The following is a 26161-nucleotide window of genomic DNA, read 5'->3' as shown; positions in this document are numbered from 1 at the left end:
AGTACCCTCCGGCGGTCGGTCATCAGGGCCCCGGTGCGTCAGGCCGCCGGGGCCGAAGCCTCCTGGGTCTCCGCGACCGGCCGGCGGGCGGGGAAGCCGGCCTTACGGGCGTAGAGCACCACCGCGAGCACCGGCAGCAGGAGCAGCAGCACCGTCCAGGGGAAGGACTCGCTGCCGAGGGTGTCGAGCAGGATACCGCCGACGATGCCGCCGCCCGCCATCGCGACGTTCCAGAGCGTGACGAGCATCGCCTGCGCCGCGTCGGCGGACTCGCCGCCCGCGTCACCGACGGCTGTCTGCAGCAGCGTGGGCACGCCACCCCAGCCCAGACCCCACAGCACCGCGGCCACATAGACGAAGGCGGTGGTGTCCGAGAGGACGGCAAGGAGCAGCGAGGCGACGGCGACCAGCAGCGCGCCGCCGACGGTGAGGCCGCGCAGCCTGCGGTTGATCTGCGCGCCGACGATCCAGATGCTCGCCAGCGAGGCGGCCCCGAAGACCAGCAGGACCAGGCCGGTGGAGCTGCCCAGGCCCAGGTCCTTGAGGTACGTGGCGATGTATGCGTACAGGATGGTGTGCGCCAGCACGAAGACCAGCGTGACGAAGAGGACCGGGGAGACGCCCGGGATGGTCAGGGTGGGCAGCAGCTTCGGCCGCTCGCCGCGTCCCTGGCCGGGGAAGTCGGGGACGCCCACGAGGATCCACACCAGGAGCACGACCGTGAGCACGGTCATGGAGAGGAACGCCACGCGCCAGCCGAGCCATTCGCCGAGGAACGTACCGGCGGGCACGCCGAGGGAGAGCGCGACGGGGATACCGGCCATGGCGATGGCCATCGCCTTGCCCTGGAGGTGTACGGGGGCCAGACGACGCGCGTACCCGGCGAGCAGGGCCCAGGCGAGACCGGCCGCGACACCGGCGACGAACCGAGCCACCATGGTCAGCTCGTAGACGGACGACAGGGCTGTCACGGTGTTGGCGAGGGCGAATCCGACCATGGCCGTGAGCAGCAGCTTCTTGCGCTGCCATCCCGCGGTGGCCGCGGTGAGCGGGATCGCGGTCAGGGCGGTGCCGATGGCGTAGACCGTGACCGTCTGACCGGTCGCGGACTGGCTCACCCGCAGGTCCTCGCTCATCGCGGGCAACAGGCCGGCCGGGAGGGTCTCGGTGAGGCAGGTGATGAAGACGGCGGTGGCGAGGGCCAGCAGGGCGAAGAGCGGGAGCTTGTCCTGTTCCTCGCCCCCGCCCTTGGGGTCCGGTGCCGCAGCGGCGGCGGGTGCCGTGTCGGGTGCGGTGCTCATGGGGTGTGCTCCAGGTTTCCGGATGGGATGTGCGGGGACGGAGAGGGGGCGGTGGTGGGTTCACGGTGGCCGGGGCACGGGCGGCTGAGGCCGCCGTCGACCGGGAGGCGGGCACCGGTGGTGAAGGTCGCCTCCGTGGCCAGGAAGAGCGCGGCCCGGGCCACCTCCTCGGCGGCGCCGAGGCGCCCCAGCGGGGGCAGGGGTACGGCGCCGGAGCCCGGTGCCTCGATACAGCCCGGCGCCACCGCGTTGACGCGGATGCCGTGGGCCGCGAGTTCGGCGGCGAACGTCCGCACGGCGTCGGGACACGGGGTGGGGGCGGTCAGGACGATCGCGCCGCCGTCCGCGACGTGCGGGAGCAGGGGGCGCGCGGTGGGGATGGCGTCGGCGAAGAGAAGATCGACGCCGCCGGTGAAGTGGGTGGTGTCGTCCCCTTCTCGTTCTCGCGCTGTCGCCCCCGTGAGGGAGGCCGACACCGCGGACGGGGTGACGACCCGAGCGGCGGAGCCGAGTTCGGCGACCGCGTGGGCACGCTCCTCATCCGTGCGGGCGGTCAGCAGGACGCTCGCCCCGCCCTCCACGAGCCGCTTGGCGATGGCCAGGGCGATATCGGTGGTCTCACCGACCACCAGGGCCTTCCTACGCGCGTACTTGGTCATGGTTGCCCGCTTCCTTCAGGTGCCACCCACGGGGACGACTCTGCGCCCGGAGGCTTCGGGGAATCTTCGGAAAAGCTTCGGGCGGCTGACGGGCGGGCGGGGCGGTGGCGCGGGAGCCGAGGGGGCCGGCTCTCCGGACCTGTACGGTGGCGCCTATGCGGTTTGGGGTGCTCGGGCCACTGGTGGTGTGGGACGGCGAGGGACGGCAAGTAACCGTCCCCGAAGCCAAGGTCCGGGCCCTGCTGGCGGATCTGCTCGCCAACGACGGGGGGCCGGTGTCCGCCGACCGCCTCATCCACGACCTGTGGGGCGACGCGCCTCCGGGCAGGCCCGCGGGCGCCCTCCAGGCCAAGGTCTCCCAGCTGCGCCGGGCCATCGGCCGCGACCGGGTGGTGCGCCAGCCTCCGGGCTACCGGCTCCGGTTCGACGACGGCGGCGACGAGGTGGACGCCGTACGCTTCCGGGCCCTGGTGACGCGGGCCCGCCCCGTCCAGGACCCGCGCACCCGGGCCGCGCTGCTCACCGAGGCCCTGGAGCTGTGGCGCGGACCGGCGTACGCGGACTTCGCCGACGGCCCCTTCGCGCGGGCGGCGGCCCAGCGCCTCGCGGAGCAGCGGCTCTCCGTGCTGGAGGAGCAGGCTCAGGCGCGCCTGGAGGCGGGGGACCATGCGCTCCTCGCCGGGGAGCTCGCCGGCCTCGTGGCGCTCCACCCGCTGCGGGAGCGCCTGGTCGGTGTCCGGATGAGGGCCCTGTACGCGGCGGGCCGCCAGAGCGAGGCGCTCGCGTCGTACGAGGACCTGCGCGCCCGGCTTGCGCGGGAGCTGGGGGTCGACCCGAGCCCCGAACTGGCCGCCCTGCACGAGGCGGTGCTGCGGCAGGAGCCGGGGCTGAGTGCGGGGGCGTACGGGTACGGGGTGTCGGCTCACCGCTCCGCGAGCGCGAGGGACCATGCACCGACAGGGGGCACGGCGCCGGACGACGTACCGGTACGGGACGCGGCGCCCACCACCGCCGCGATCCCCGCGGTGAACACCGCACCCACCACCGCCCTGACTCCCGCGGTGAACACCGCACCCACCACCGCTCCGCCCTCCCACTCCAACCTCCCCGTCGCCCTCACCCCCCTCGTCGGCCGACGCCGAGCTCTCGCCGACCTCTCCCGACTCCTGGCAGAGACACGGCTGGTGACCCTCACCGGCCCCGGTGGCGTGGGCAAGACCCGGCTCGCCGTCGCGGCGGCCACCGCCGAGCGGGACAGCGCGCAGGCGGGAGAACTGGCCGACGGCACCTGGCTGGTGGAGTTCTCCGGCATCCGCGCCGGCACCCCCGCCGACCTGGCTCAGATCGTCGCCGCCACCCTCGGCATCCGCGACGACGTCCCCCGCTCACTGCCCGGCACCGGCCCCGCGACCCCCTCCCTCCCGCACCGCCTCGCCGCCGCGCTGCGCGACCGCCGCACCCTGCTCCTCCTGGACAACTGCGAGCACGTCGTCGACGCCGCCGCCGAACTCACCGACCTCCTCCTGCGCACCGCCCCCGGCCTGCGGGTCCTGGCCACCGGGCAGGAACCGCTGGGCCTGGCCGGCGAGGCGATGTTCCTCGTCGAGCCGCTGGAGCCCGCCGACGCGGTCCGGATGTTCATGGAGCGCGCGGCCGCCTCGGTCCCCGGCTTCCCGCGCGACCCGGACGCCCCGGACGAGCCCGAGCGCCGGGCGGTCGCCGAGATCTGCCGCCGCCTGGACGGGATCCCGCTCGCGCTGGAACTCGCCGCCACCCGCGTACGGGCGCTGGGGGTGCAGGAGTTGGCGGTACGGCTCAACGACCGCTTCCGGGTCCTGACCCTCGGACAGCGCGGCGCCCCGGCCCGCCAGCAGACGCTGCGCGCGGTGATCGACTGGAGCTGGGAGCTGCTCAGCGCGCCCGAACGCATCGTCCTGCGCCGCCTGGCCGCCCACAGCGACGGCTGCGACCTGGCCGCCGCCGAGGCGGTCTGCGCGGGCGACGGCGTTGCCCGGGACGAGGTGCTCGACCTGGTCACCCGGCTGGTCGACCGGTCCCTGGTGGTCGTGGCGGCCGGGCCCACCGGCCCCCGCTACCGGCTCCTGGAGTCCGTCGCCGCGTACGCGACCGAGCGGCTCCACGAGATGGAGGACCACACCGCCGTACGGGACCGCCATCTCCTCCACTACCGGGCCCTGGCCGAGCACGCCGAGTCGCGGCTGCGCGGCGCCGGGCAGCGGCCCTGGCTCGCCCGGCTGGACGCGGAGGCCGGCAACCTGCGTACGGCACTCGACGAGGCGGTGCGTCGGGCGGGCGCGGGCGAACCGGAGGAGGCCGTCCGGCTGGCCACCGCCCTCGCCTGGTGGTGGCTGCTACGCGGCCGCCTGACCGAGGCCCGCCGGAGCCTGGGCGTGGTGCTGGCGGTGACGGACGGCCCGAGTGAACTGGCTTTCCTCCACGCCGCCTTCGCCCTTCTCACCGGGGACCTCGGAGCAGCCGCCACCGCGGCGGACGGTCACGTCCCCGCCTCGGCCCCCGACGCCATCCCCGACCCCGTGCGCCGGGCCCGCGCGCTCTGGCTCTGCGCGTACGGCCTGTTCAGCGCGGGCGACGCGACCGGGAGCGGCGAGCTGAACACCCGCGCCCTCGCCTTGTTCACCACCGCCGAGGACCGGTGGGGCACCGCGGCCGCGCTCGGGTTGCGCGCGACGCTCGCCCTGGTGAGCGGCGACCTCACCGGACTCGGCCGGGACGGCACGCGCAGCGCCCTGATTTTCCGCGAACTGGGGGACCGCTGGGGCGAGTTGCAGACCGTCTCCCCACTCGCCGCGCTCGCCGAGATCAAGGGCGCGTACGAGGACGCCGAGCGCCGCCAGCACGAAGGGCTGCGCATAGCGAGGGAGTTGGGCCTGGAGGCGGAGGTGTCCGCTCGGCTCTCCGGGCTCGGCCGGCTCGCGCTGCTCGCCCGCGACTTCGGCCGCGCCCGCGATCTGCACGAACAGGCGCGACGGATCGCCGCCGAACAGGGCTACAAGTACGGCGAGATCCACTCCGAGATGGGCCTCGCCCTCGGCGCCCGCCGCTCGGGTGACCTCGACGGAGCCGAGGCGCACCTGCTGCACATCCGCGACGGCTACGCCGATGTCTCCTCCCAGGCGGGCGACCACCTGCTCCTGGCCGAGCTCGGCTTCGTCGCCGAGCTGCGCGGCGACGCGCCCGGGGCGGCGGCCCACCACCTCCAGGGCCTGGAGATCGCCCGCGCCCTGGCCGAGCCCCGCGCCCTGGCCCTTTCCCTGGAGGGCCTGGCCGGCGCGGCCGCCCTGCCCGGCGACGCTTCGGCCGCCACGCGCGCGGCCGTCCTCCTGGGCGCGGCGGCGGCTGCCCGCCGCCGGGCCGGGGCCCCGCTGCCGCCCGCCGAACGCGCGGACGTCGACCGCGTCACGACGGCGGTGCGGGCGGGGCTGGGGGCGGCGGCGTTCTCGGAGGCGTACGAGCGGGGCGCCGGGCTGGACCCGGAGGAGGCGGTCCGCCGGGCCCGCACGGCGCTCGCCCCGGAACGCTGACCGGCTGATACGCAGTGCGGGGGGAGTGGCGTCGGCGAGTTCGCGCACGCGCCGCGCGTCACCCTCGATGGCGGCCGTCCGTGCGCGCACCGCACCGAGGCGGGCCAGACGCCGGCGCATCCCGGTGTCCCGGGCGATCTCCTCCGCCTCCGTCACCGCGGCCTCGGCGTCCCGGTGCCGTCCCGCCAGGACCTGCGTCTGCGCCAGGACGTCGAGCGCGTACGGGAGTGCACCGATCAGGGCCTGCGAGCGGCACCGGCGCACCTCCGTCGACGCCAGGCCGAGGGCCGCCTCGTCGTCGAGGAGCAGGCCGCAGGTGACAGGGCGTCTTCGCGGTGCATTCCACCAGGGCCGTGGCGGCCTTCGGCCCGGCGGTCGTCTCGCTGCTCTAGGCCTCCGCGACACCGCTGGAACAAGCTCGTCCCAGGCCTGTGAGGCGCATCACACGGTCGGGTCCGGGTCGATCCGATGACTTCCCGGCCCGCCGCCCGTCATAAGGACACCACAGCAGCAACCGCATCCCTCGACTCGACAGACGGGACACCCCATGACCGACGCCGTGAAGGGCCCTGCCAGCTACTTCCCCTCGATCGAGAAGAAGTACGGCCGCCCGGTCGCCGAGTGGAAGGACCTCATCCGCTCCTCCCCGCTCACCAAGCACGGCGAACTGGTCACCTGGCTCAAGACCGAACACGCCCTGGGGCACGGCCACGCCAACGCCCTGGTCGCCCACACCCTCGCCGAGGACAAGGCCCGGTAGGCACGGAGGGCGCCGTCCGGCCGGGTCTCAGAAGGAGTACCGGACGCGCAGCCACGGCGCGTGCTCCGCGATCAGCTCCCGCAGCCGGGCGAGGGCGTCACGCTTGATGTCGCGGGCGTAGCGGACGTTGAGGGCGCCGTTCTCCGAGCGCTTCGTCTCCTGCGCGGCCGGCTGCCACAGAACTTCCTCCGCCCGCGGGTGCCAGCCCAGGTTGACCTCGTGGAGCTGCTGGTTGTGGGTCAACATGATGATCTCGGCGGCGGCCTGCGCCTTCACCCGGCCGGGCAGGACATCGTCCAGCTGCTCCAGCAGCTCGGCCCAGTCCCGCTGCCAGCCGGGCCGCAGCACCACGGGCGACAGGTTGAAGTGGACCTCGTACCCCGCGTCCAGGAAGTCGGCGGCGGCCGCGATGCGCTCCGCGACCGGGCTGGTACGGAGGTCCAGCAGGCGGGAGTCGTCGGCGGGCATCACCGAGAAGCGCACCCGGGTGCGGCCTCGCGGATCCAGCGCGAGCAGATCAGGGTTGACGAACTTGGTGGCGAACGAGGCCTTCGCGGAAGGCAGTGCGCGGAACGCGGCGATGAGGTCGGCCGTGTTGTCGCAGATCAGGGCGTCGACGGAGCAGTCGCCGTTCTCGCCGATGTCGTACACCCAGGCGTGCGGGTCGCACTGATTGGGCTCCCGCTTGGGCCCCTGGGCCCGTACATGCCGTCGTACGTGGGCGGTGATCGCCTCGATGTTGGTGAACAGGGTGATCGGGTTGGCGTACCCCTTGCGGCGCGGGACGTAGCAGTACGCGCACGCCATGGCGCAGCCGTTGGAGGCGCCGGGGGCGATCCAGTCGGCCGACCTGCCGTTGGGCCGGGTGGTGAGGGACTGCCGGACACCCAGGACCAGGGTCTCCGACTTGATCCGGGTCCAGCGGGCGATGTTGCCGTCGTTGCCGTGGAGGGAGGGGATGCGCCAGTGCCCGGCCACCTCGGTGACGGGGACGCCCGGCAGCCTCGCCAGGATCTGCCGGCCGCGCGGGGAGGCGAGCGCGGCGGGCTCCGCGTAGACCTCCCGTACGTTCAGCATCCGCCGGGCCCGCGGACTGTCCCGGAACCCGCCGCCAGGGTCCGCCGGGCGGGCGGGCACGGCGTCCTCCCAGCCGAAGAGCGCCTGCTGCTCGTGCTGTTCGGGAGGCCGGTTCACGGCCTCGACCCTACGGCGGTGGCCGGGCGGAACGACGCGTCGGGCCCGCGACGGAGTGTCGCCGTACGCATACGCGCGGAGACTGCCAGCATCGACGGGGCCGAAAGCCGAAGGTCGGAACCCGGAAGCCGGAAGCCGAAGGCCGAAAGCCGCGACCCCGCAAGCCGGATGCGAGAGGCAGAGGACCCCCATGGCATCACGCCCCCATTGGCTGTTCGGGGACCAGCTGGGCCCGCACTTCCTCGACCCGCGCCACGGCGGCCCGGACGACCGGGCCCCGGTGATCATGATCGAGGCGCGCTCGGTGCTGCGCCGGCGCCGCTTCCACCGCGCGAAGGCGCACCTGATCCTCTCGGCGATGCGCCACCGCGCCGCCGAGCTCGGCGACCGGGTCACCTATGTCCGGGCCGAGACCTACACGGAAGGCCTGGAGCAGGCGCTCGGACACGCGGTGGCGGGCCCCCTGACGGTCCGCCACCCCACCTCCCGCCGGGCGCTGGACTTCGTGGGCGGGCTGGAGGGCGTGGAGGTACTCCCCGCGAAGGGCTTCCTGGTGAACCACGACGACTTCGCCGAGTGGGCGGGGAAGAGCAGCGGGCGGTCCCTCCGGCTGGAAGGCTTCTACCACTGGGTGCGCGAGCGGCACGACCTGCTGATGGACGGCGACAACCCGGCCGGCGGACGGTGGAACCTGGACCACGACAACCGCGAACCCCCGCCCCGAGGACAGGACACCCTCGGCGTCCGGCGCCCCTGGAGTCCGAGCGAGGACGACATCGACGAGGAGGTCCGCCGCGACCTCGACCGATGGGAGCGCGACGGCGACGTCTCCTTCGTCGGCCGGGACGGCCCGAGGCGCTTCCCCGCCACCCGGCGCGAGGCCCGCTCCGCGCTGCGGCACTTCGTCGCCCACCGCCTGGCCGGTTTCGGCCGCCACGAGGACGCGATGCTGGCGGCCGACCCGGTGATGAGCCACAGCCTCCTCTCCGTACCCCTGAACCTCGGCCTTCTGGACCCGGCGGAGTGCGTGGAGCTCGCCGAGCAGGCGTACCGCTCCGGTGACGCGCCCCTCAACAGCGTCGAGGGATTCGTCCGCCAGATCGCGGGCTGGCGCGAGTACGTCTGGCACCTGTACTGGCACTTCGGCGAGGAGTACCGCCACCGCAACGCCCTGCGCCACACGGCCCCGCTGCCGGACTGGTTCCTCGACCTGGACGCCGACGCGGTCACGGCCAACTGCCTGTCCACGGTCCTCGCCCAGGTACGGGACACCGGCTGGACCCACCACATCCCCCGCCTGATGGTGCTCGGCAGCCGCGCCCTCCAGGACGGCTGGGACCCGGCGGCCGTCACCGACTGGTTCCACCGCTGCTTCGTGGACGGTTACGACTGGGTGATGCTCCCGAACGTGGTCGGCATGTCCCAGTACGCCGACGGCGGCCGGATGACGACCAAGCCGTACACCTCGGGCGGCGCGTACATCCACCGCATGAGCGACTTCTGCGCCCCCTGCGCCTACCGCCCCGACCACCGCACCGGCGAGGAGGCCTGCCCTTACACCACCGGCTACTGGTCCTTCCTCCACCGCCACCGCACCCGCCTCGCCGCCAACCACCGCACGGCCCGCGCCGTGAAGGGCCTGGACCGGCTCAAGGACCTGCGGGAACTCCTCGACACGACGGCGGAGCGGGGTGACGCGCCTCCCTGATCAGCCCTGCCCATCAGCCCTGCCCACCAGCCCCTGACGCTCAGCCCCTGACGCCCGCGCCCGACCACCACCGCTCAGCGCAGAGCGCTCCGCTGCTGCCACTCGGCCCACGAGAGGTTCCACGCGCCGAAGCCGTTCCCGGGGTCGACCACGCCCTTGGTGTCCTTGCCGGTGATCTCGAACGGGTCGCCCCCCGTACGGGTCACGGCCACCGGCGAGTACACGTATGCGGGACAACAGGACCTCCGGAAGCCCTGAGCGCTGCGAACGCTCCGACCGCCCTCAGTGCTCTCGCCGCGCCGCTTCCTCCTGCAAGTACGCGGAGATCATGGCGAGGTCGTCGGCGATGTCCAGCACGCCGTTGACATCGGTGGTCGGGGTGGAGGCGCCGTTCACGCCGGCGAAGAAGACGTCGAAGCGGCCGTTGCCCTTGTCCAGGTAGCCGGCGATGGTGATGGCGCCGACAGCCAGGCGGTTGTTGAGCGCGTCCAGCCCCACGGCGGCACCGGTCTTGGCGAACACCTTTCCACGCGCGGGGCAGTCGGTGCAGTTGTCGGCCAGCAGGCCGTCGACGCCCAGGATGGGCAGCGCGTTCCGGAAGACCGCCGCCTCGGGCGTGCGATGCCAGTGGCTGAGCAACTGCACCACCGCCCTGGGCGTGGTCCGGTCGACGGGGTTTCCGCCACGGCCGTCCAGGAGTTGGACCTGCTTGCGGTCGACCCCCGCGCGTTCCAGGAAGTCGGCGAGCACCGGGAAGCCGTCCATGCAGTCCTTGCCGCCGGCCGCGACCGCCATCAAGCAGAGGGTGAGGTTGCCGCCCAGGTTGTGGCTGACCTTGAAGATGAGCTTGGCGTACTGGGCGTACGGCGGCGAGGTGTACAGAGCCACGCGCGGCCGGCCCTCGTACGAGCCGGGGAGCCGGCCGACCGGGTTGGCGCCGGTCGGGTGCGCGGTCACCGCCACCCCGGCCCGTCCCAGCGCCTCGATCAGCGCGGTGCGTCCGAAGGCCGCCGGGTCGGCGATGGGCGACACCTTCAGAGCCGGCTCGGAGTCGGCCGCGATGGTGCCGGACAGCTGGATCCGGGTGCCGTTGTCGGAGGTCGTGACCTCGATGTCGGTCGGCTGACCCGCCGCCACCGTCCGCACGGTCGACGTGACGCGGTACGGGGCGACCTTCGGCCGCCAGTCCAGCTCCGCGGGCGCGCCGGGGCGGGCGCCGGGGGTGGTCAGCAGGTCGATGAGATTGTCGTTGATGATCAGTGGGGTCGGGGTCGGGACGAAGACCGGCTCGGGCTGGAAAAGCCGGTCGTCGACGACCACGTCCCCTTCCACGCGCGTGATGCCGGAACGCCGCACCTGCTGGGCAAGCTGGTCGATCCCGGCGAGGGGGTCCTGCGGAGTGAGCGTGGCGCCGGGGAAGTCATTGGCGTACGTGTGGTCGAGGTCGGTGTAGTCGACCGTGCCGTCGGGGCGGGTCCTGCCGCCCAGGGTGAGGTCGCCCTGAGCGACAAGGCCCAGATCGCCGTCCAACGTACTTCCACGCCGCTCGCCGACCGCGTAGACCGGCGTCCTGAAGCGGTGGTCGCCGCCGAGGGTGTCCCACGCCCCGGAGGTGCCGAACAGCTTGGCGACGGACCCGGGGATGAAGAACTGATCGGCGAACCGGCTGTGGACGACCCGCCCGCTGTCCGGATCCTGCTGGAGCAGGCCCCACTGGGCGTTGGGGTAGTCCGGCTTCCGCATGATCTCCGTGATCCGCGGGTCGAGCCGGCCGGAACCACCGTCGCGCGACGAGACCGCCTGGGCCGCCTCGCCCGACGCCAGGGCCAGGAGCAACAGGGCACAGCATCCTGCGACAACGCGCCGCCGAAAGGGTCCGGATCTCTCCGCTCGCATGGCGATACGCACTGTTCGTCTCTGCGGTTTCATGTCCATGAAGTCAGGTATGGACCTCGGCGGACGCCGGGTGCGGGCGGCGCGAAGGGGTGTCACCCGAACGGCACGGCGCATTCGTCGCAATGCGCGGGAGCACCCGGACAGCACAGCCGGTCGGCGCCGTGGCGCTGGATCACGACCACGCGGAGCAGTCCTCCGCAGAGATCTCCGGACGAGGAGGGGTGCGCGTTCCTACGGTGCGGCCGGAAGGTCGTCGTCGGTCATCCCCCTCCCGTCGACCGTGGTCTCCTCCGCGAGCCGGTCGCAGCGTCGAGGCCGAGTTCTGCACCCAGGCGATCCGGCAGGTCGAACAGCGGGAAGAGACGGGCGGTGCGGTCGGCCCCCTCCCGAATGGGCGGCACTTGGCGATCACCCGGCCGTACTCGTCGCCACCGCCGTTCACCGCTCCGAGGACGAGGTCCGTACAACCAACCGAACCTCTTGTCCGTCTTGTTCGGCGACGTCTGATCGACATCGGCCGCCGAACAGGACTGAAGGACTTGATGAACCCAGCCAGACGCATGACCGCCTCCGCCTTGGTTCTGGCCACGGCAGGCGGAATGCTCTATGCCACCGCCGTACCCGCCTCCGCGGCGGTGAACTGTACTTCCCCCGTCTTCAAGCGGCAGTTCTTCGCGAACACGACGTTCGCGGGCACGCCGAAGAAGACGGACTGCGATTCCGCGATCGACCAGAACTGGGGCACGGGCGCGCCCGTCTCCGGCGTGCCGGCCGACGACTTCGGCGTGCGCTGGTCGGTGACGCGCGACTTCGGCTCCGGCGGCCCCTTCACGTTCACGGCCTCCGGTCAGGACGGCATGCGGGTCTACCTCGACGGCGTCCGCAAGGTCAACCTGTGGAAGAACGTCTCCGCCACCGTCAGGAAGACGGTCAACGTGACGATCCCCAAGGGCAAGCACACGCTCCGCTTCGACTTCGTCAACTGGACGGGCCCCGCGAACGTCAGGTTCACCTACACGCCGCGCACCTCCGCCGCCTACGACAAGGTCAAGCCCCTCGCCCCGACGGGCGCGGCCGTTTCCTACAACCCCGCCACCGGCGCGGCCAAGCTCACCTGGACCAGGAACAGGGAGATGGACCTGGCGAACTACCGGGTCTACCGGCGGCTGAAGGGCTCGTCGTACGGAAGCAAGCAGCTCGCGACGACCACCGCCACGTCGTACACCGACGGCGCGCTGCCCAGGACCGGCGCGGCCTACTACTACGAGGTGCGGGCCGTCGACAAGGCGGGCAACGTCTCCGGCGGCAGCTCCGACCAGCTCGTCACCACCGTCGACAGGACGCCGCCCGCCGCGCCCTTCGTCGAATGGGACGCCTGCCCGTCCGGCCAGCCCTTCGCGGCGCCGGAACTGGTCACCACCGCGAAGAACGCCGCCGACATCGCCCGGTACGAGATGCAGCGGCTCGACGCCACCACGAAGCGCTGGAGCACCATCTACTCCGGCACCAAGGGCGCGATCTGCGACACCGGCCACCGGGCGGACGGCAGCAAGGTCACCTACCGGGGCCGGGCCCGGGACGCCGCCGGGAACTGGTCGGCGTACTCGGCCGCCAGGACGTTCACCACCTCCGACCTGACCCCGCCCGACGCCGTCACGGGGCTCCGCGCCGAGTACCGGTCGGGCGTTCCGCATCTGGTGTGGTCGCCTGTCGCAGAGGCCGCCTCGTACCAGGTCCTCCAGTACGACCCGGCGACCGGCGGCTACACCGACGCCCGCTCGGCGGGGAGCCCCGGCACCCGGACCGATGTGGTGCCGCGCCAGTCGGCCGCCGTCGCCGACAGTTACCGGTACGCGGTGCGCTCGGTGGACGCCGAGGGCAATGCCGCCGCGCCGGTGGAGATCACACTGAAGATGGCCGACCGGCCGGAGGCGATCCCCGCGTTCAAGACCACCGCCAACAGGTTCGACGAGGGTGTGATGGTCGGGTGGAGCAGCGTCGACCCGTGGACCGTCGACGAACGGCCCCTCCCCACGTACAAGATCATCCGGACCGACACCGCGACCGGCGAGACCGACATCGTGGACAGGTGCAAGCCGTTCACCTCGGTGGACCAGCCGCTGGCTGACCCGGACACGTACTGGACCTGGGCGGGCGACGATGCTCCCCTGTCCGCCCGCAAGCAGGTCAACGGCACCTGCTGGGACGTCCAGGGCAGGTCGGAGACGACGTACGAGTACCGAGTCGTGACGACCGACCGGTACGGGCATGTGTCGCAGGCCGGCCCGCCCGCCACGGAGACCACCCCGGACACCGAGCGTCCCGCCCCGGTTCAGGACCTGACCGCGGAACGCGTCCCGCTCGGCGTCCGGCTGACCTGGACGCCGCCCGCCGATGCCGACGTCCGCGGCTACCACGTATGGCAGGGCGTCACCGATCCGGACAGCGGTGAGACGGTCTGGAAGGAGAACTGCTGGTCCGGCAGTTCGCTGGCCAGTACCGAGATCCTCTGCCCGACGGTCGCCGACGGCGCCACCCACGTCTACAAGGTGGCGGCCACGGACGACCGGCTCATGCACGACGACGAGCCGATCGAGGTCCTCCACCCCGCCGAGGTCTCGGTCACCCTGCCCGACACCCGGCCCCCGGGCTGGACGGAGACCGAGGTCCGTGAGGGCCAGTATCCCAAGCTGTACGTCGGCTGCTCCGAGAGCTCCGGACTCGGGGACTGCTCCCGGTTCGCGAGCTACCGCGTGGAGCGCTGGGACCCGGTCACCGCCACCTACGTCTCCCTGGCGGAGGGCACGATGGGTGACGCCCCGTTCTCCATGGACACCACGGTGCACGAGGACCTGCTCGGCCTGTACTACTACCGCGTCGTACGGCTCGACGCCTCGGGCGCCGAGGCCGTGACGCGATCGACGGCGTACGGCATCTGGGACTCCTGGCTCTGACCGGACGGGGGACTTGAGGAGGGGACCGAAGAAGGTTTCGGTCCCCTCCTCATGCCGGCCGACGAACTCGCAGCGTGCTTCCCAGCGCGGCGCGAGCTCCTCTTGTGGTGTTCACAGCCACAAGACCCCGACTCGTCACGGCCTGCGCGCGAAGGAGGTCAGACCCGGTCGAGGGGCCGATGCGGCTCGTCCGGGAGCTTCACCGTGATCGTGTCGCCGGGACGTACTACGCCGGCCGCCTGGACGACGCTCATGATTCCCGCCTTGCGCACGATGTTCCCGGCCTCGTCACGACCGACGACCTTCTTCAGCAGTCCGTCCTGGAAGTTGTCGATCTGCAGGCAGGGATTACGCAGTCCGGTGACCTCCACGATCGCCTCGTCGCCGATGCACAGCAGGGTCCCGACGGGCAGGCCGAGCAGGTCGATGCCGCTGGTGGTGATGTTCTCGCCGAGGTCGCCGGGCGCCACGTCGAACCCCTCCTCGCCGACTTCGGTGAAGAGTTCCTCGTGGATGAGGTGGACCTGGCGCAGGTTCGGCTGGGTGGGGTCCTGCGCGACACGCGAGCGGTGCTTGACCGTGGCGCCGGCGTGTACGTCTCCCTCCACGCCGAGTCCGGCGAGCAACATGATGCCGGCCCGGTTGGTTTTGGTGAACGAGTACTCGCTGTTGCTGCTGACTGCCTTGACCGTCCCGCTCATTCCGCGGCCCCCGTTCGGTAGCGATGATTCGCCAAGGAGCCTAGCTGGCGGTTCTCAGGGCACAGCGCCCTGCGACCAATCGCGGGGCGGGCCGTCAGTCGTGGAGCGGGTGACGAGAACACTCGAGCGTGCTCGGTGCTCGGTGCTCGGTGCTCGGTGCTCGGTGCGCGGACGTAGTCGCGTAGTCGCACAGCGCTGTGATGCGGCCTTCCGCAGTCAGGAGCTCAACAGCCGGGCATCGCAGGCATCAGAGCCGCGTCAACCCCGCTCGCGCTCGGGCTGATGGGGAGCGGGCTGGGGCCGGCCATGGGCATGACCCAGATCACTGCGCCGTATGGATGCCGTCAGGAAAGCGGTCAGAGGCGTATCGGGGTCGTCAACGAGGAGCGCTTTCGCGCCAGGAGTGCGCTTTTCTCGGGGTGTCAGTTCCTCTCCGAACCTCTTCAAGGAGCATGCGATGGCCGACGTGGCCTTCGTCGTCACCACGATCGCGGTGTTCGCGCTGGTGGTCCTCATCGCCAAGGGGGTGGCGAAGCTGTGACCGCCGAGAACATCGTCGGCCTCGTCGTGGCCGTCGCCCTGCTGGGCTACCTCGTCCTCGCCCTCGTCAAGCCGGAGAGGTTCTGAGTACGGATATGAGCCCCGTCCTCGCTGACGTGCTCCAGGTGACCGCACTGATCGTCGTGCTCGCCCTTGTGCACCGCCCCTTCGGCGACTACATGGCCGCCGTCTTCTCCTCTCGCAAGCACCTGCGGGTGGAGAAGTGGATCTACCGCGCCGTCGGAGCGAACCCCGACACCGAGATGCGCTGGCCCGCGTACCTGCGCGGTGTCCTGGCGTTCTCCGCGGTGAGCGTGCTGTTCCTCTACCTGATCCTGCGAATACAGGACAGGCTGCCGGGCTCGCTGGGCTTCGCGGCGATCACGCCGGACCAGGCGTTCAACACGGCTGCCTCGTTCACCTCGAACACGAACTGGCAGTCGTACTCGGGTGAGGCGGACATGGGCCATGTCGCCCAGACCGCCGGCCTTGCCGTGCAGAACTTCGTCTCGGCCGCCGTCGGCATCGCGGTCGCCGTCGCGCTGGTCCGCGGCTTCGCCCGCTCCCGCATCGGTGAGCTGGGCAACTTCTGGGCCGACCTGGTCCGCGGCGTCTTCCGTATCCTGATCCCGATCTCGGTGGTCGCGGCGATCGTGCTGGTCGCGACCGGTGCCGTGCAGAACTTCGCGGGTATCGACGAGATCACCACGGTCACCGGGCAGACGCAGTCGATCAGCCCCGGCGCGGTCGCCTCCCAGGAGGCCATCAAGGACCTGGGGACGAACGGTGGCGGTTACTTCAACGCCAACTCCTCGCATCCCTTCGAGAACCCCAACGGCTTCTCGAACCTCCTGACGATCTTCCTGCTGCTCGTCATCCCGTTCTCGCTGCCGCGCACCTTCGGCAGGATGGTCGGCAGCGTGAAGCAGGGCTACGCGATCGTCGCGGCGATGGCCACGATCTGGTTCGTCGGTGTGGTCCTGGTGACCTGGACCGAGTTCGCCCACCCCGGCACGGCCTCGCAGCTCGCGGGCGGCGCTATGGAGGGCAAGGAGCAGCGGTTCGGCGAGGGGGCCTCCTCCCTGTTCGCGGTCTCCACGACCATGACGTCGACCGGTTCGGTCAACTCGTTCCACGACTCGTACAGCGGTCTGTCCGGTGGTGTGCTGCTGCTCGGCATGATGCTCGGCGAGATCGCGCCCGGCGGTGTCGGCTCCGGCCTCTACGGCATGCTGATCATGGCGGTCATCGCGGTGTTCATCGCCGGTCTGATGGTCGGCCGCACCCCCGAGTACCTGGGCAAGAAGATCGGCACCCGCCAGATCAAGTACGCGGCCTGCTACATCCTGATCACCCCTGCCCTGGTCCTGATCGGCACGGCTGTCGCGATGGCCACCGGCAACGGTGAGTCGTCGATGACCAACACCGGATCGCACGGTTTCTCCGAGGTGCTGTACGCCTACACCTCCGCCTCGAACAACAACGGCTCGGCCTTCGCCGGCTTCGGCGCGAACACCGGGTTCCACAACACCGCACTGGGGCTGTGCATGCTGCTCGGCCGGTTCCTGCCGATGGTGTTCGTCCTCGCGCTCGCAGGCTCGCTGGCGGAGCAGAAGCCCGTCCCCGAGACCGGGGGCACCCTGCGGACCGACAAGCCGCTGTTCACCGGCCTCCTGGTCTCCACCATCATGATCATCACCGGTCTGACCTTCTTCCCGGCCCTCGCGCTGGGCCCGCTCGCCGAAGGGCTCGCGGCATGACCACCGACGTAGAGAAGTACGAGGACGCCATGTCCACCACGACGACCAGCCCTGCGCCGCACTCGGACGTGCCCACCGGGCGCAAGCCCGAGGGCGGGAGGGTCGGCGGGGGTCTGTTCGACCCGAAGCAGCTCCTGAAGTCCTGCCCGGACGCGCTGCGCAAGCTCGACCCGCGGGTCATGGTCAAGTCGCCGGTCATGTTCGTGGTGCTGATCGGATCGGTGGTCACCACCGTCCTCGCGATCAAGGACCCGGGTGACTGGTTCGGCTGGGCGATCACCGTCTGGCTGTGGCTGACCACGATCTTCGCCAATCTGGCGGAGGCCGTTGCCGAGGGCCGCGGCAAGGCCCAGGCCGACACCCTGCGCAAGGCCAAGACGGACACCGTCGCCCGCCGGATCATCGGCAAGAACGAGGAGCGGGTTCCGGGTGCTGAGCTGAGGATCGGCGATCTCGTCGTCTGCGAGGCCGGCGACATCATCCCCGGCGACGGTGACGTCGTCGAGGGCGTCGCGTCGGTGGACGAGTCCGCCATCACCGGCGAATCGGCCCCGGTCATCCGCGAGTCCGGCGGCGACCGGTCGGCCGTCACCGGCGGTACGAAGGTCCTCTCCGACCGGATCGTCATCAAGATCACGACCAAGCCCGGTGAGACCTTCATCGACCGGATGATCAGCCTGGTCGAGGGCGCCGCCCGGCAGAAGACCCCCAACGAGGTCGCCCTGAACATCCTCCTGGCGTCCCTCACGATCGTCTTCCTGCTGGCCGTCGTCACCCTGAAGCCCTTCGCGATCTACGCGGGCGCCGACGAGCAGACCTCGATGATCGTCCTGACCGCCCTGCTGGTCTGCCTGATCCCGACGACCATCGGTGCGCTGCTCTCCGCGATCGGCATCGCCGGCATGGACCGCCTGGTCCAGCGCAACGTCCTCGCGATGTCCGGGCGCGCGGTCGAGGCAGCCGGGGACGTGTCGACGCTGCTGCTCGACAAGACCGGCACCATCACCCTGGGCAACCGGCAGGCCGCCGGGTTCGTCCCCGTACGAGGGACGACCGACGCCGAGGTCGCCGACGCCGCCCAGCTCTCCTCGCTGGCCGACGAGACCCCCGAGGGCCGCTCCATCGTGGTCCTCGCCAAGGAGAAGTACGGCCTGCGCGAGCGCCACCAGGGCGAACTCGCCCACGCCGAGTGGATCGCCTTCACGGCCCAGACCCGTATGTCGGGTGTGAACGTCGACGGCCGTCAGGTCCGCAAGGGAGCGACCGGCTCGGTCGTCGCCTGGGTCGAGGAGCAGGGCGGCACCGTCGCCTCCGATGCCCGCGAGCTGACCGACCGCATCGCCCAGGCCGGCGGCACCCCGCTGCTCGTCGCCGCCAAGGACGACAGGGGCGCCCGTGTCCTCGGCGTCATCCACCTCAAGGACGTCGTCAAGGACGGCATGCGCGAGCGGTTCGACGAGCTGCGCCGCATGGGCATCAAGACGATCATGATCACGGGCGACAACCCGCTGACGGCCAAGGCCATCGCCGAGGAGGCGGGCGTCGACGACTTCCTCGCCGAGGCCACCCCCGAGGACAAGATGGCCCTCATCAAGCGGGAGCAGGCCGGCGGCAAGCTGGTGGCGATGACCGGCGACGGTACGAACGACGCACCGGCGCTCGCACAGGCGGATGTGGGCGTGGCCATGAACACCGGTACCTCGGCCGCGAAGGAGGCCGGGAACATGGTGGACCTGGACTCCGACCCGACCAAGCTCATCGAGATCGTCGAGATCGGCAAGCAACTCCTCATCACCCGAGGGGCCCTGACCACCTTCTCCATCGCCAACGACGTCGCGAAGTACTTCGCGATCATCCCGGCCATGTTCGCGGTCGCCCACCCGAGCCTGGACAAGCTGAACATCATGGGCCTGGCCTCGCCGGAGTCCGCGATCCTCTCCGCTGTCGTCTTCAACGCGTTGATCATCGTCGCCTTGGTCCCGCTCGCCCTCAAGGGTGTCCGCTACCGGCCTACGAGCGCGGACAGAATGCTCCGCCGCAACCTGGGCCTCTACGGCCTGGGCGGCCTGATCGCCCCGTTCGTCGGCATCAAGATCATCGACCTGCTCCTCTCCCTCATCCCCGGAATCGGCTGATCGGCTATGAACAACTCCGTAGCGAACACGGGACGCCTGGCCTGGGCCGCGCTGCGCATGCTGCTCGTCCTCACGGTCGTCACCGGCATCCTCTATCCCCTCGCGGTCACGGGCGTCGCCCAAGGCCTCTTCCACGACAAGGCCAACGGCTCGATCGTCAGGGTCGAAGGCGAGGAGGTCGGCTCCGAGCTCATCGGCCAGACCTGGGACCTGCCGAAGCAGAACCCGGAGGACGAGAACGAGGTCGCCCGGCCGGATCCGAAGTGGTTCCAGCCGCGCCCTTCCAACAGCGGCTACGACCCGCTGTCCACCGGCTCCAGCCAGCTCGGTGCGTCCGACCCGACGCTGACCGAGCTGGTCGGCGACACCAAGAAGGCCGTGGCCGCCTTCAACGGCGTACCGGAGTCCGAGGTCCCCAAGGACGCGGTCACCGGCTCGGCCTCCGCGATCGACCCGCACATCTCCCCGGAGTACGCGGAGATCCAGATCGAGCGGGTCGCCCAGGCCAACGGTCTGACCGGGCAGCAGGTCGCGAAGCTGGTCGAGGACCGCACCGAGGGCCGCACCGCCGGGTTCCTCGGGGAACCTCACGTCAACGTCCTCACGCTCAACCTCGCGCTGAAGGACCTGGCCGCACGCTGACGATCCCGTCGGCAGACCGCTGGGAGCCGCCGGGCCGGGAGTCCCCCGTACCGGCGGCCCCGTAGCCGCCGACGGATTCCGCGAACGACGAAACGACAAGAAGGGTGGCACCCCCGATGACCCGGGTGCTGGTGGTCGAGGACGAACCGCCGCTCGTCAGGGCTCTGACGATCAACTTGCAGGCGCGCGCGTACGAGGTGGACGCGGCCCCGACGGCACGACCGCGCTGCGGCTGGCCGCCGAGCGCAGACCGGACGTCGTCGTCCTCGACCTCGGTCTTCCCGACACGGACGGCATCGACGTGATCAAGGCCCTGCGCGGCTGGACCCGCGTGCCGCTCATCGTCCTGTCGGCCCGGCGCACGACCCACGAGAAGCTCGAGGCGTTCGAGGCGGGCGCCGATGACTACATCACCAAGCCCTTCGACATGGCCGAGCTGTTGGCCCGGCTGCGGGCCGCGGTACGGCGCAACACCGGGGACGGTGCGGGCGGCGTGCTGCCGGCCGACGAGCCGCTGTCGCTCACATTCACCACAGAGGACTTCACCGTCGACCTCGCCGCCAAGAAGGTCCGGCGCGACGGCCGGCCCGTCCGTCTCACCCCGACCGAATGGCACCTGCTGGAGATCCTGGTCCGCACCCCGGGCCGGCTGATCAGCCAGCGGCAGCTCCTCGAAGAGGTCTGGGGGCCCACGTTCGCCGCCCGGACGAACTACCTCCGCGTCTACATGGCGCAGCTCAGGCGCAAACTGGAGAAGAATCCCTCCCGACCGCGCTACCTGATCACGGAACCGGGGACGGGCTACCGCTTCGAAGGCTGAGTGGCGCTCGCCCCGGGCATGTCGTGGCATCGTCCGCGACGGGCCACCGAACCATCTGCTTCGACACGAAAGATCGCATCATGGGACGCGGAAAGCTCCGGATCTATCTCGGCTCGGCGCCGGGCGTCGGCAAGACGTACGCGATGCTCTCCGAGGCCCACCGCCGTGTCGAGCGGGGTACGGACTGCGTGGTCGCCTTCGTCGAGCACCACAACCGGCCGCGCACGGAGGTCATGCTGCACGGCCTGGAGCAGATCCCGCGCCGCGAGATCGAGTACCGGGGCGGCACCTTCACGGAGATGGACGTCGATGCGGTGCTGGCCCGTCGTCCGGCGGTCGCCCTGGTGGACGAGCTCCCGCACACCAACATCCCCGGCTCGCGCAACAGCAAGCGCTGGCAGGACGTCGAGGAGCTCCTCGCGGCCGGTATCGACGTCATCTCGACGGCGAACATCCAGCACCTGGAGTCGCTGGGAGATGTCGTGGAGTCCATAACCGGTGTACGGCAGAAGGAGACCGTCCCCGACGAGGTCGTCCGCCGCGCCGGCCAGATCGAGCTCGTCGACATGTCACCGGAGGCGCTGCGCCGGCGTATGGCGCACGGCAACATCTACAAGCCGGACAAGATCGACGCGGCCCTGTCCAACTACTTCCGGCCCGGCAACCTCACCGCCTTGCGCGAGCTGGCCCTGCTGTGGGTGGCCGACCGGGTCGACGAGTACCTCAACCAGTACCGCTCGGACCACGAGGTGTCGGCGATCTGGGGGTCGAGGGAGCGGATCGTCGTCGGCCTGACCGGCGGCCCCGAGGGACGGACCCTCATCCGGCGGGCTGCCCGGCTCGCCGAGAAGGGCGCCGGAGGTGAGGTCCTCGCGGTCTACATCTCCCGCAGCGACGGCCTCACCTCCGCCTCGCCCAAGGAGCTGGCCGTCCAGCGGACCCTCGTCGAGGACCTCGGCGGAACCTTCCACCACGTCATCGGCGAGAACATCCCCTCCGCGCTGCTCGAGTTCTCGCGTGGCTTGAACGCCACCCAGATCGTCCTTGGCGCGAGCCGGCGCCGTTCCTGGCAGTACGTGTTCGGACCCGGGGTCAGTGCCACCGTGTCCCGCGAGTCGGGCCCCGACCTGGACGTCCACATCGTCACGCACGACGCGGTAGGGCGGGGCCGGGGGCTGCCCAAGCGGCAGCGCAGCCGCCTCGGGCGTCCGCGTCTCGTGGCGGGGTGGCTGGCTGGTGTGGCCGGGCCGCTCCTGCTCACCGTGGTGCTGACGTCGATGGGCGGCGGGACGGGGCTGGCCAACGAGATGCAGCTCTTCATGGCCGTGACCGTCGGTGCGGCGCTGCTGGGCGGGATGTGGCCGGCGCTGGCCTCGGCCACCGTCGGCTCAGCGCTCCTGAACTGGTATTTCACGCCCTCCGTCCACACGTGGACCATCGCCGACCCCGAGAACATCTTCGCCTTCTTCGTCTTCTTCGCCGTCGCGGCTTCCGTGGCGTCGGTCGTCGGCCTGGCCGCGCGCCGCACCCAGCAGGCCGCCCGGCTGCGGGCGGAGTCCGAGACCCTGTCCCTGCTCGCGGGCAGTGTGCTGCGTGGCGACACCAGCCTGGAGGCGCTGCTCGACCGGGTGCGGGAGACCTTCGCCATGGAGTCCGTCGCCCTGCTGGAGCGGACCGGCGACGTCGACCCGTGGACCTGCGTGGGCAGTGTCGGCCAGGCCCAGCCGGTCGTCCGCCCCGAGGACGCGGACGTCGACATCCCCGTCAGCGATCACCTGGCCCTGGCCCTGACCGGCCGGGTCCTGCCCGCGGAGGACCGCCGTGTCCTGGGCGCCTTCGCCTCCCAGGCCGCCGTCGTGCTGGACCGTCAGCGCCTGGTCGGCGAGGCGGCCGAGGCCCGCAAGCTCGCCGAGGGCAACAAGATCCGTACCGCCTTGCTCGCCGCCGTCAGCCACGACCTGCGCACCCCGCTGGCCGCCATCAAAGCCGCGGTCACCTCCCTGCGCGCCGACGACGTCGAGTGGTCGGAGGACGACCGCGCCGAACTGCTCGCCGGCATAGAGGAGGGCACCGACCGCCTCGATCACCTGGTCGGGAACCTGCTCGACATGTCCCGGCTCCAGACCGGGACCGTCATGCCGGTGTTCCGCGAGACCGACGTCGACGAGGTCGTGCCGATGGCGCTGGGCGGCGTACCCGAGGACAGCGTCGTCCTGGACATCCCGGAGACCCTGCCCATGGTCACGGTGGACCGGGGTCTGCTGGAGCGGGTCGTGGCCAACATCGTTGAGAACGCCGTCAAGTACACCCCCGCCGGCACACCGGTCCTGGTGGCCGCCAGCGCGATCGGCGACCGTGTGGAGTTGCGCGTCGTCGACCGCGGGCCCGGTATCCCCGACGAGGCCAAGGAGGCCGTCTTCGAGCCCTTCCAGAGGCACGGCGACGCGCCGCGCGGCGCCGGTGTCGGGCTCGGACTCGCGGTCGCCCGCGGGTTCGTCGAGGCCACGGGCGGTACCGTCACCGCCGAGGACACCCCGGGCGGCGGGCTGACCATGGTGATCACACTGCCCACGAAACCGTCCCACCAGCCGGTCCGGCCCGAGCTGCCGGCCGCGGCGACCACCTGAGCCGTGGCCGCAGACCGGGCCCTGCCGGCTCGGCGGTGCCTTCGGCGGCCACGGTGTCGAGGGCGTGCCCGTGCCGCCGGGAGTCTTTGGGCGCCTGTGCCTCGGCGGTGGTCAGACGGTTGCGGACGTCGGAGACACCTTTTCCAGCACCCTGCGGATGGCGGTCCCGCGCTGTGCGGCGCGCAGGGCCGCGTAGCCGAGGAGACCACCGATGGTGTTGGCGATCAGGTCGTTGACATCGACGGCGCGACCGTTGGCGAAGACGATGTACTGGATCAGTTGGACGGCCTCGATGCCCAGGCTGAGGAGCGCGCAGGCCAGGACGGTGCGGCTGCGGTTGAGCCGGGGGAGGAGCAGCGGCAGGATGAAGCCGAGTGGCATGAACATGATCACATTGGGGACCATGGTGATGTCGGCCATGATCAACGGGATCGGCTGAATCTGCCCGATCCATTCTGCCTGGTTCCGATAGTCCCCGCCGTAGATCCACAGCGGGAAGAAGGTGAGTGAGGCGACCGCTGCGGCGTAGAGCGCGGTGACGACGCGCAGCACCAGCGAGCCGCCTTGCCAGCCGGGGAGGCCGCGTCGGTGGCGTACCAGGGCCACGAGGGCGAGAACGGCGAGCGCGGGCCCGAGGATCGCAGTGGTGGGAATGTGGATCTGGAAGTTCATTGGGACTCCTGAGGTTCGCGTACCGATCGTCTCGGGCGATCGTCGCCCGCTCACGCTCCGCGGCGTATCTACCGAAGGACGGAGCCGCCGCGGAGCACTATGACTTTCGGCGGAGGGGCTCCCGATCCCGGATGCATACGCTGCCCGCATGGATTCCCCGCACTTCGGCAGACGCTCTTCCCGGATGCGTCGTGTCCTGTTCCGCCTCGGCGTCGTTCTCGTCGGTGCGGCCTTGGTACTGGCGCTCGCCGCCGACCACAGCACCGGTGTCCACCGGTCCGTCCTCGCACCCCAGGCCCTCCTCTCAGCAGCCGCACCCGTTCTCGCGCTTACGGTCGGTGCGGTGGGCCGGTGGCGAAGTGATCCGCGGCTCGTCGCGGGGGCCGGCGCACTGGCAGGGGCCGCGTCCCTCGGGTGCAGTGCGTGGATGCGTGTCGCCGCCGGGTCGCCGGAGGCGCCGGCGCGGCACGCCGACGCCTACACCCTGTTCGAGATCACAGCACTCATCGTGGTGCTGGTCCTCACCGTCCGGTACGGCGCCGCCCGGCCTGCCGCGGGGGCGTCGCTCCTGTTGTGCCTGGCCGCGGTTCTGCGCCCGGTAGCCGTGGAGACGACGGAGAACAGCCTCGTCCTGGCGCTGCTATGTACATTCGCCGTCTGTGCCGGACTGACCGGGGCGCTCGTCGCCCGGCTGGCAGCCGCTGACCGGCGGCGTCATGCCGAGCAGGTGCGCTTGGAGCAGCGGCTCACCTTCGCCCGGGACCTGCACGACTTCGTTGCGCATCATGTGACAGGCATCGTCGTGCAGGCCCAGGGGGCCCAGGTGGTCGCGGCATCCGATCCGCAGACGACGGTCTCGGCTCTGGGGCAGATCGAAGGGGCGGCCTCGGAGGCACTCCGGGCTTTGCGGCACATGGTGAGTGGGCTCCGGACGGAGGCCCCGCTCGTACCGGCGGGCGAAGCGGAACAGCTGCGAGCTCTGGTGGCGACCTTCGCGCTGCGGGGCGGCCGACCTGCCCGGCTCGAGGAGGAGGGCCCCCTCGACAGTCTGCCGACAGCGCCCATGGCGGCCGTGCACCGGGTCGCCATGGAGTCCCTGACGAACGTCCGTAAGCACGCGCCGGACTCCCGGCACGTCTCCGTGATGCTGCGAGCCCTCCCCCGGTCCGTGGAGATCGACATCACCAACGATCTGCCCGTGGCCGGGGCAGCGACGACTGTGGGGTACGGTCTCGTCGGACTTGAGGAACGCGTCACCGCCGAAGGCGGCGTCTTCCAGGCGGGTCCCGACGGCAGTGGACGCTGGCGGGTGTACGCCCGAATCCCCTTGGAGAGCGCGTGGAGGGACGGCCCGTGATCCGGGTGCTGCTCGCCGACGACCAGGAGATCGTCCGCACAGGCATGTCCATGATTCTTTCCGCCGAGGTCGACATCCACGTCGTCGCCCAGGCCCAGGACGGCCTCCAAGCCCTGGAGATGGCCGAACTGCACCGACCGGACGTCGTTCTGATGGACATCCGGATGCCCCGCCTGGACGGTCTGGATGCCCTGCGCCACCTCACCCGGCCCTATGCCATGCACCGGCCCCAGGTCGTGATGGTGACGACCTTCGACGACGAGGACTACTTGGCCCGCGCGGTGGAAGCGGGGGCCAGCGGATTCATCCTCAAGGACTCCGGCCCGCGTCTGCTGGCCGAGGCGGTCCGTGCGGCCGCGGTCGGCGACTCGTTGGTCAGCCCTTCGATCACCGTGCGGCTCCTGAAGCAGCTCCGAACCGAGCCCCGTGGTCCGGAGCCTGCCACCAAGCTCTCGCCGCGCGAGAAGCAGGTAGTCGTGCTGCTGGCCGAAGGCATGACAAACGCCGAGATCGCCGCGGTCCTGTCCATCACGGTGGGAACGGTCAAAACACACCTCACCAATGTGCAGTCCAAGCTCGGGGCAAGGAACCGCGTGGAGATCGCGGCCTGGGCCTGGCGCAGCGGCCTGACCGGACGCGGAGCCTGAAGGCCTGTTCTTCGCGCGGGTGTGCAGGTGCGCGCGGGCGAGGAAAGAGCCCCGGACGCGGACCGGGGCCTTCGTCACAGAGCGGGTGACGAGAGTCGAACTCGCGCTCTGAGCTCGGGAATCACCGGTGCTTGAGCCGTTGCAGGGGCTCTGGACTGCACATTCGTGCTGGACGAGGTGTATGGCCACGGTCTCGGGGAGCCGTACCTGACCGCCGTTGTCCGC

Annotated in this window: 19 protein-coding genes and 1 pseudogene; 13 read left to right on the top strand and 7 right to left on the bottom strand. The window is 71.2% G+C overall.

The window, feature by feature from the left end; translation table 11 throughout:
- Positions 1-38: 38 nt before the first annotated feature.
- Positions 39-1301 carry an MFS transporter gene (locus tag AMK21_RS05970; RefSeq protein ID WP_073874883.1) on the bottom strand — a complete coding sequence of 421 codons (1263 nt, stop codon included), beginning with the start codon at positions 1299-1301 and terminating at the stop codon, positions 39-41.
- Positions 1298-1960, bottom strand: coding sequence for an SDR family NAD(P)-dependent oxidoreductase (locus AMK21_RS05965; RefSeq protein WP_079181084.1), 663 nt, complete (start codon positions 1958-1960; stop codon positions 1298-1300). The genes AMK21_RS05970 and AMK21_RS05965 overlap by 4 nt, the downstream gene beginning before the upstream one ends.
- A 155-nt stretch (positions 1961-2115) precedes the next feature.
- Here AMK21_RS05965 and AMK21_RS05960 point away from each other — a divergent pair, with 155 nt between their 5' ends.
- Both AMK21_RS05960 and AMK21_RS05950 read left to right on the top strand, forming a co-directional pair.
- A complete protein-coding gene (locus AMK21_RS05960) occupies positions 2116-5523 on the top strand; it encodes an AfsR/SARP family transcriptional regulator (protein WP_073874879.1) in 3408 nt (1135 codons plus the stop codon).
- 547 nt (positions 5524-6070) lie between these two features.
- Positions 6071-6283, top strand: coding sequence for a DUF4287 domain-containing protein (locus tag AMK21_RS05950; protein WP_030571070.1), 213 nt, complete (start codon positions 6071-6073; stop codon positions 6281-6283).
- Positions 6284-6310: 27 nt separating this feature from the next.
- Here the strand turns inward: AMK21_RS05950 and AMK21_RS05945 are convergent, their stop codons facing one another.
- Positions 6311-7477, bottom strand: a complete 1167-nt coding sequence (locus tag AMK21_RS05945; protein ID WP_073874877.1) for a spore photoproduct lyase family protein — start codon at positions 7475-7477, stop codon at positions 6311-6313.
- Between the two features lie 190 nt (positions 7478-7667).
- On the opposite strand from AMK21_RS05945, the gene AMK21_RS05940 reads away from it, so the two are divergent.
- The gene (locus tag AMK21_RS05940; RefSeq protein ID WP_073874875.1) at positions 7668-9185 is read left to right on the top strand and encodes a cryptochrome/photolyase family protein; all 1518 of its coding nucleotides are present in this window, start codon (positions 7668-7670) and stop codon (positions 9183-9185) included.
- A gap of 74 nt (positions 9186-9259) precedes the next feature.
- On the opposite strand, the gene AMK21_RS36595 is transcribed toward AMK21_RS05940, so the two are convergent.
- Together AMK21_RS36595 and dacB are read right to left on the bottom strand one after the other, a co-directional pair.
- Positions 9260-9391, bottom strand: a complete 132-nt coding sequence (locus AMK21_RS36595) for a hypothetical protein (RefSeq protein ID WP_267893902.1) — start codon at positions 9389-9391, stop codon at positions 9260-9262.
- A 76-nt stretch (positions 9392-9467) separates the two neighbouring features.
- Positions 9468-11021, bottom strand: coding sequence for a D-alanyl-D-alanine carboxypeptidase/D-alanyl-D-alanine-endopeptidase (gene dacB / locus AMK21_RS05935; RefSeq protein ID WP_234421843.1), 1554 nt, complete (start codon positions 11019-11021; stop codon positions 9468-9470).
- A 602-nt stretch (positions 11022-11623) separates the two neighbouring features.
- Between dacB and AMK21_RS05930 the strand changes: the two genes are divergently transcribed.
- Positions 11624-14035, top strand: a complete 2412-nt coding sequence (locus AMK21_RS05930) for a PA14 domain-containing protein (protein WP_073874871.1) — start codon at positions 11624-11626, stop codon at positions 14033-14035.
- 158 nt (positions 14036-14193) lie between these two features.
- Here the strand turns inward: AMK21_RS05930 and AMK21_RS05925 are convergent, their stop codons facing one another.
- A complete protein-coding gene (locus tag AMK21_RS05925) occupies positions 14194-14736 on the bottom strand; it encodes an MOSC domain-containing protein (RefSeq protein ID WP_073874869.1) in 543 nt (180 codons plus the stop codon).
- 403 nt (positions 14737-15139) lie between these two features.
- On the opposite strand from AMK21_RS05925, the gene AMK21_RS35310 reads away from it, so the two are divergent.
- The 7 genes and pseudogenes from AMK21_RS35310 to AMK21_RS05890 all read left to right on the top strand — a co-directional run bounded on the left by AMK21_RS35310 (position 15140) and on the right by AMK21_RS05890 (position 23260).
- A complete protein-coding gene (locus AMK21_RS35310) occupies positions 15140-15277 on the top strand; it encodes a hypothetical protein (RefSeq protein WP_199863117.1) in 138 nt (45 codons plus the stop codon).
- Positions 15274-15363, top strand: coding sequence for a K(+)-transporting ATPase subunit F (kdpF, locus tag AMK21_RS05915; protein ID WP_018845955.1), 90 nt, complete (start codon positions 15274-15276; stop codon positions 15361-15363). Before AMK21_RS35310 ends, kdpF begins: the two co-directional genes overlap by 4 nt.
- Before the next feature lie 8 nt (positions 15364-15371).
- Positions 15372-17036 (top strand): potassium-transporting ATPase subunit KdpA, encoded by a 1665-nt coding sequence (gene kdpA, locus AMK21_RS05910; protein ID WP_073874867.1) that lies wholly within the window; start codon positions 15372-15374, stop codon positions 17034-17036.
- Positions 17033-19171, top strand: a complete 2139-nt coding sequence (gene kdpB / locus AMK21_RS05905) for a potassium-transporting ATPase subunit KdpB (RefSeq protein ID WP_073874865.1) — start codon at positions 17033-17035, stop codon at positions 19169-19171. The genes kdpA and kdpB overlap by 4 nt, the downstream gene beginning before the upstream one ends.
- Positions 19172-19177: 6 nt before the next feature.
- Positions 19178-19813 carry a potassium-transporting ATPase subunit KdpC gene (gene kdpC, locus AMK21_RS05900; protein ID WP_073874863.1) on the top strand — a complete coding sequence of 212 codons (636 nt, stop codon included), beginning with the start codon at positions 19178-19180 and terminating at the stop codon, positions 19811-19813.
- 116 nt (positions 19814-19929) lie between these two features.
- Positions 19930-20633 (top strand): annotated as a pseudogene (locus AMK21_RS05895) (response regulator).
- 80 nt (positions 20634-20713) lie between these two features.
- Positions 20714-23260, top strand: a complete 2547-nt coding sequence (locus AMK21_RS05890; protein ID WP_073874861.1) for a sensor histidine kinase — start codon at positions 20714-20716, stop codon at positions 23258-23260.
- A gap of 111 nt (positions 23261-23371) precedes the next feature.
- Here AMK21_RS05890 and AMK21_RS05885 read toward each other — a convergent pair whose 3' ends face one another.
- On the bottom strand, positions 23372-23932 hold the full coding sequence (locus AMK21_RS05885; protein WP_073874859.1) for a VanZ family protein: 561 nt from the start codon (positions 23930-23932) through the stop codon (positions 23372-23374).
- A gap of 148 nt (positions 23933-24080) precedes the next feature.
- Between AMK21_RS05885 and AMK21_RS05880 the strand changes: the two genes are divergently transcribed.
- Both AMK21_RS05880 and AMK21_RS05875 read left to right on the top strand, forming a co-directional pair.
- A complete protein-coding gene (locus AMK21_RS05880) occupies positions 24081-25289 on the top strand; it encodes a sensor histidine kinase (RefSeq protein ID WP_073874857.1) in 1209 nt (402 codons plus the stop codon).
- On the top strand, positions 25271-25936 hold the full coding sequence (locus AMK21_RS05875) for a response regulator (protein ID WP_199863116.1): 666 nt from the start codon (positions 25271-25273) through the stop codon (positions 25934-25936). Before AMK21_RS05880 ends, AMK21_RS05875 begins: the two co-directional genes overlap by 19 nt.
- The last annotated feature ends 225 nt before the right edge of the window (positions 25937-26161 follow it).

The organism is Streptomyces sp. CB00316, from assembly GCF_001905595.1.
In the GTDB taxonomy this organism is placed as follows: Bacteria; Actinomycetota; Actinomycetes; order Streptomycetales; family Streptomycetaceae; genus Streptomyces.
The sequence above is the reverse complement of the archived record's forward strand: the minus strand, read 5'-3'. Positions and strand labels throughout refer to the sequence as shown.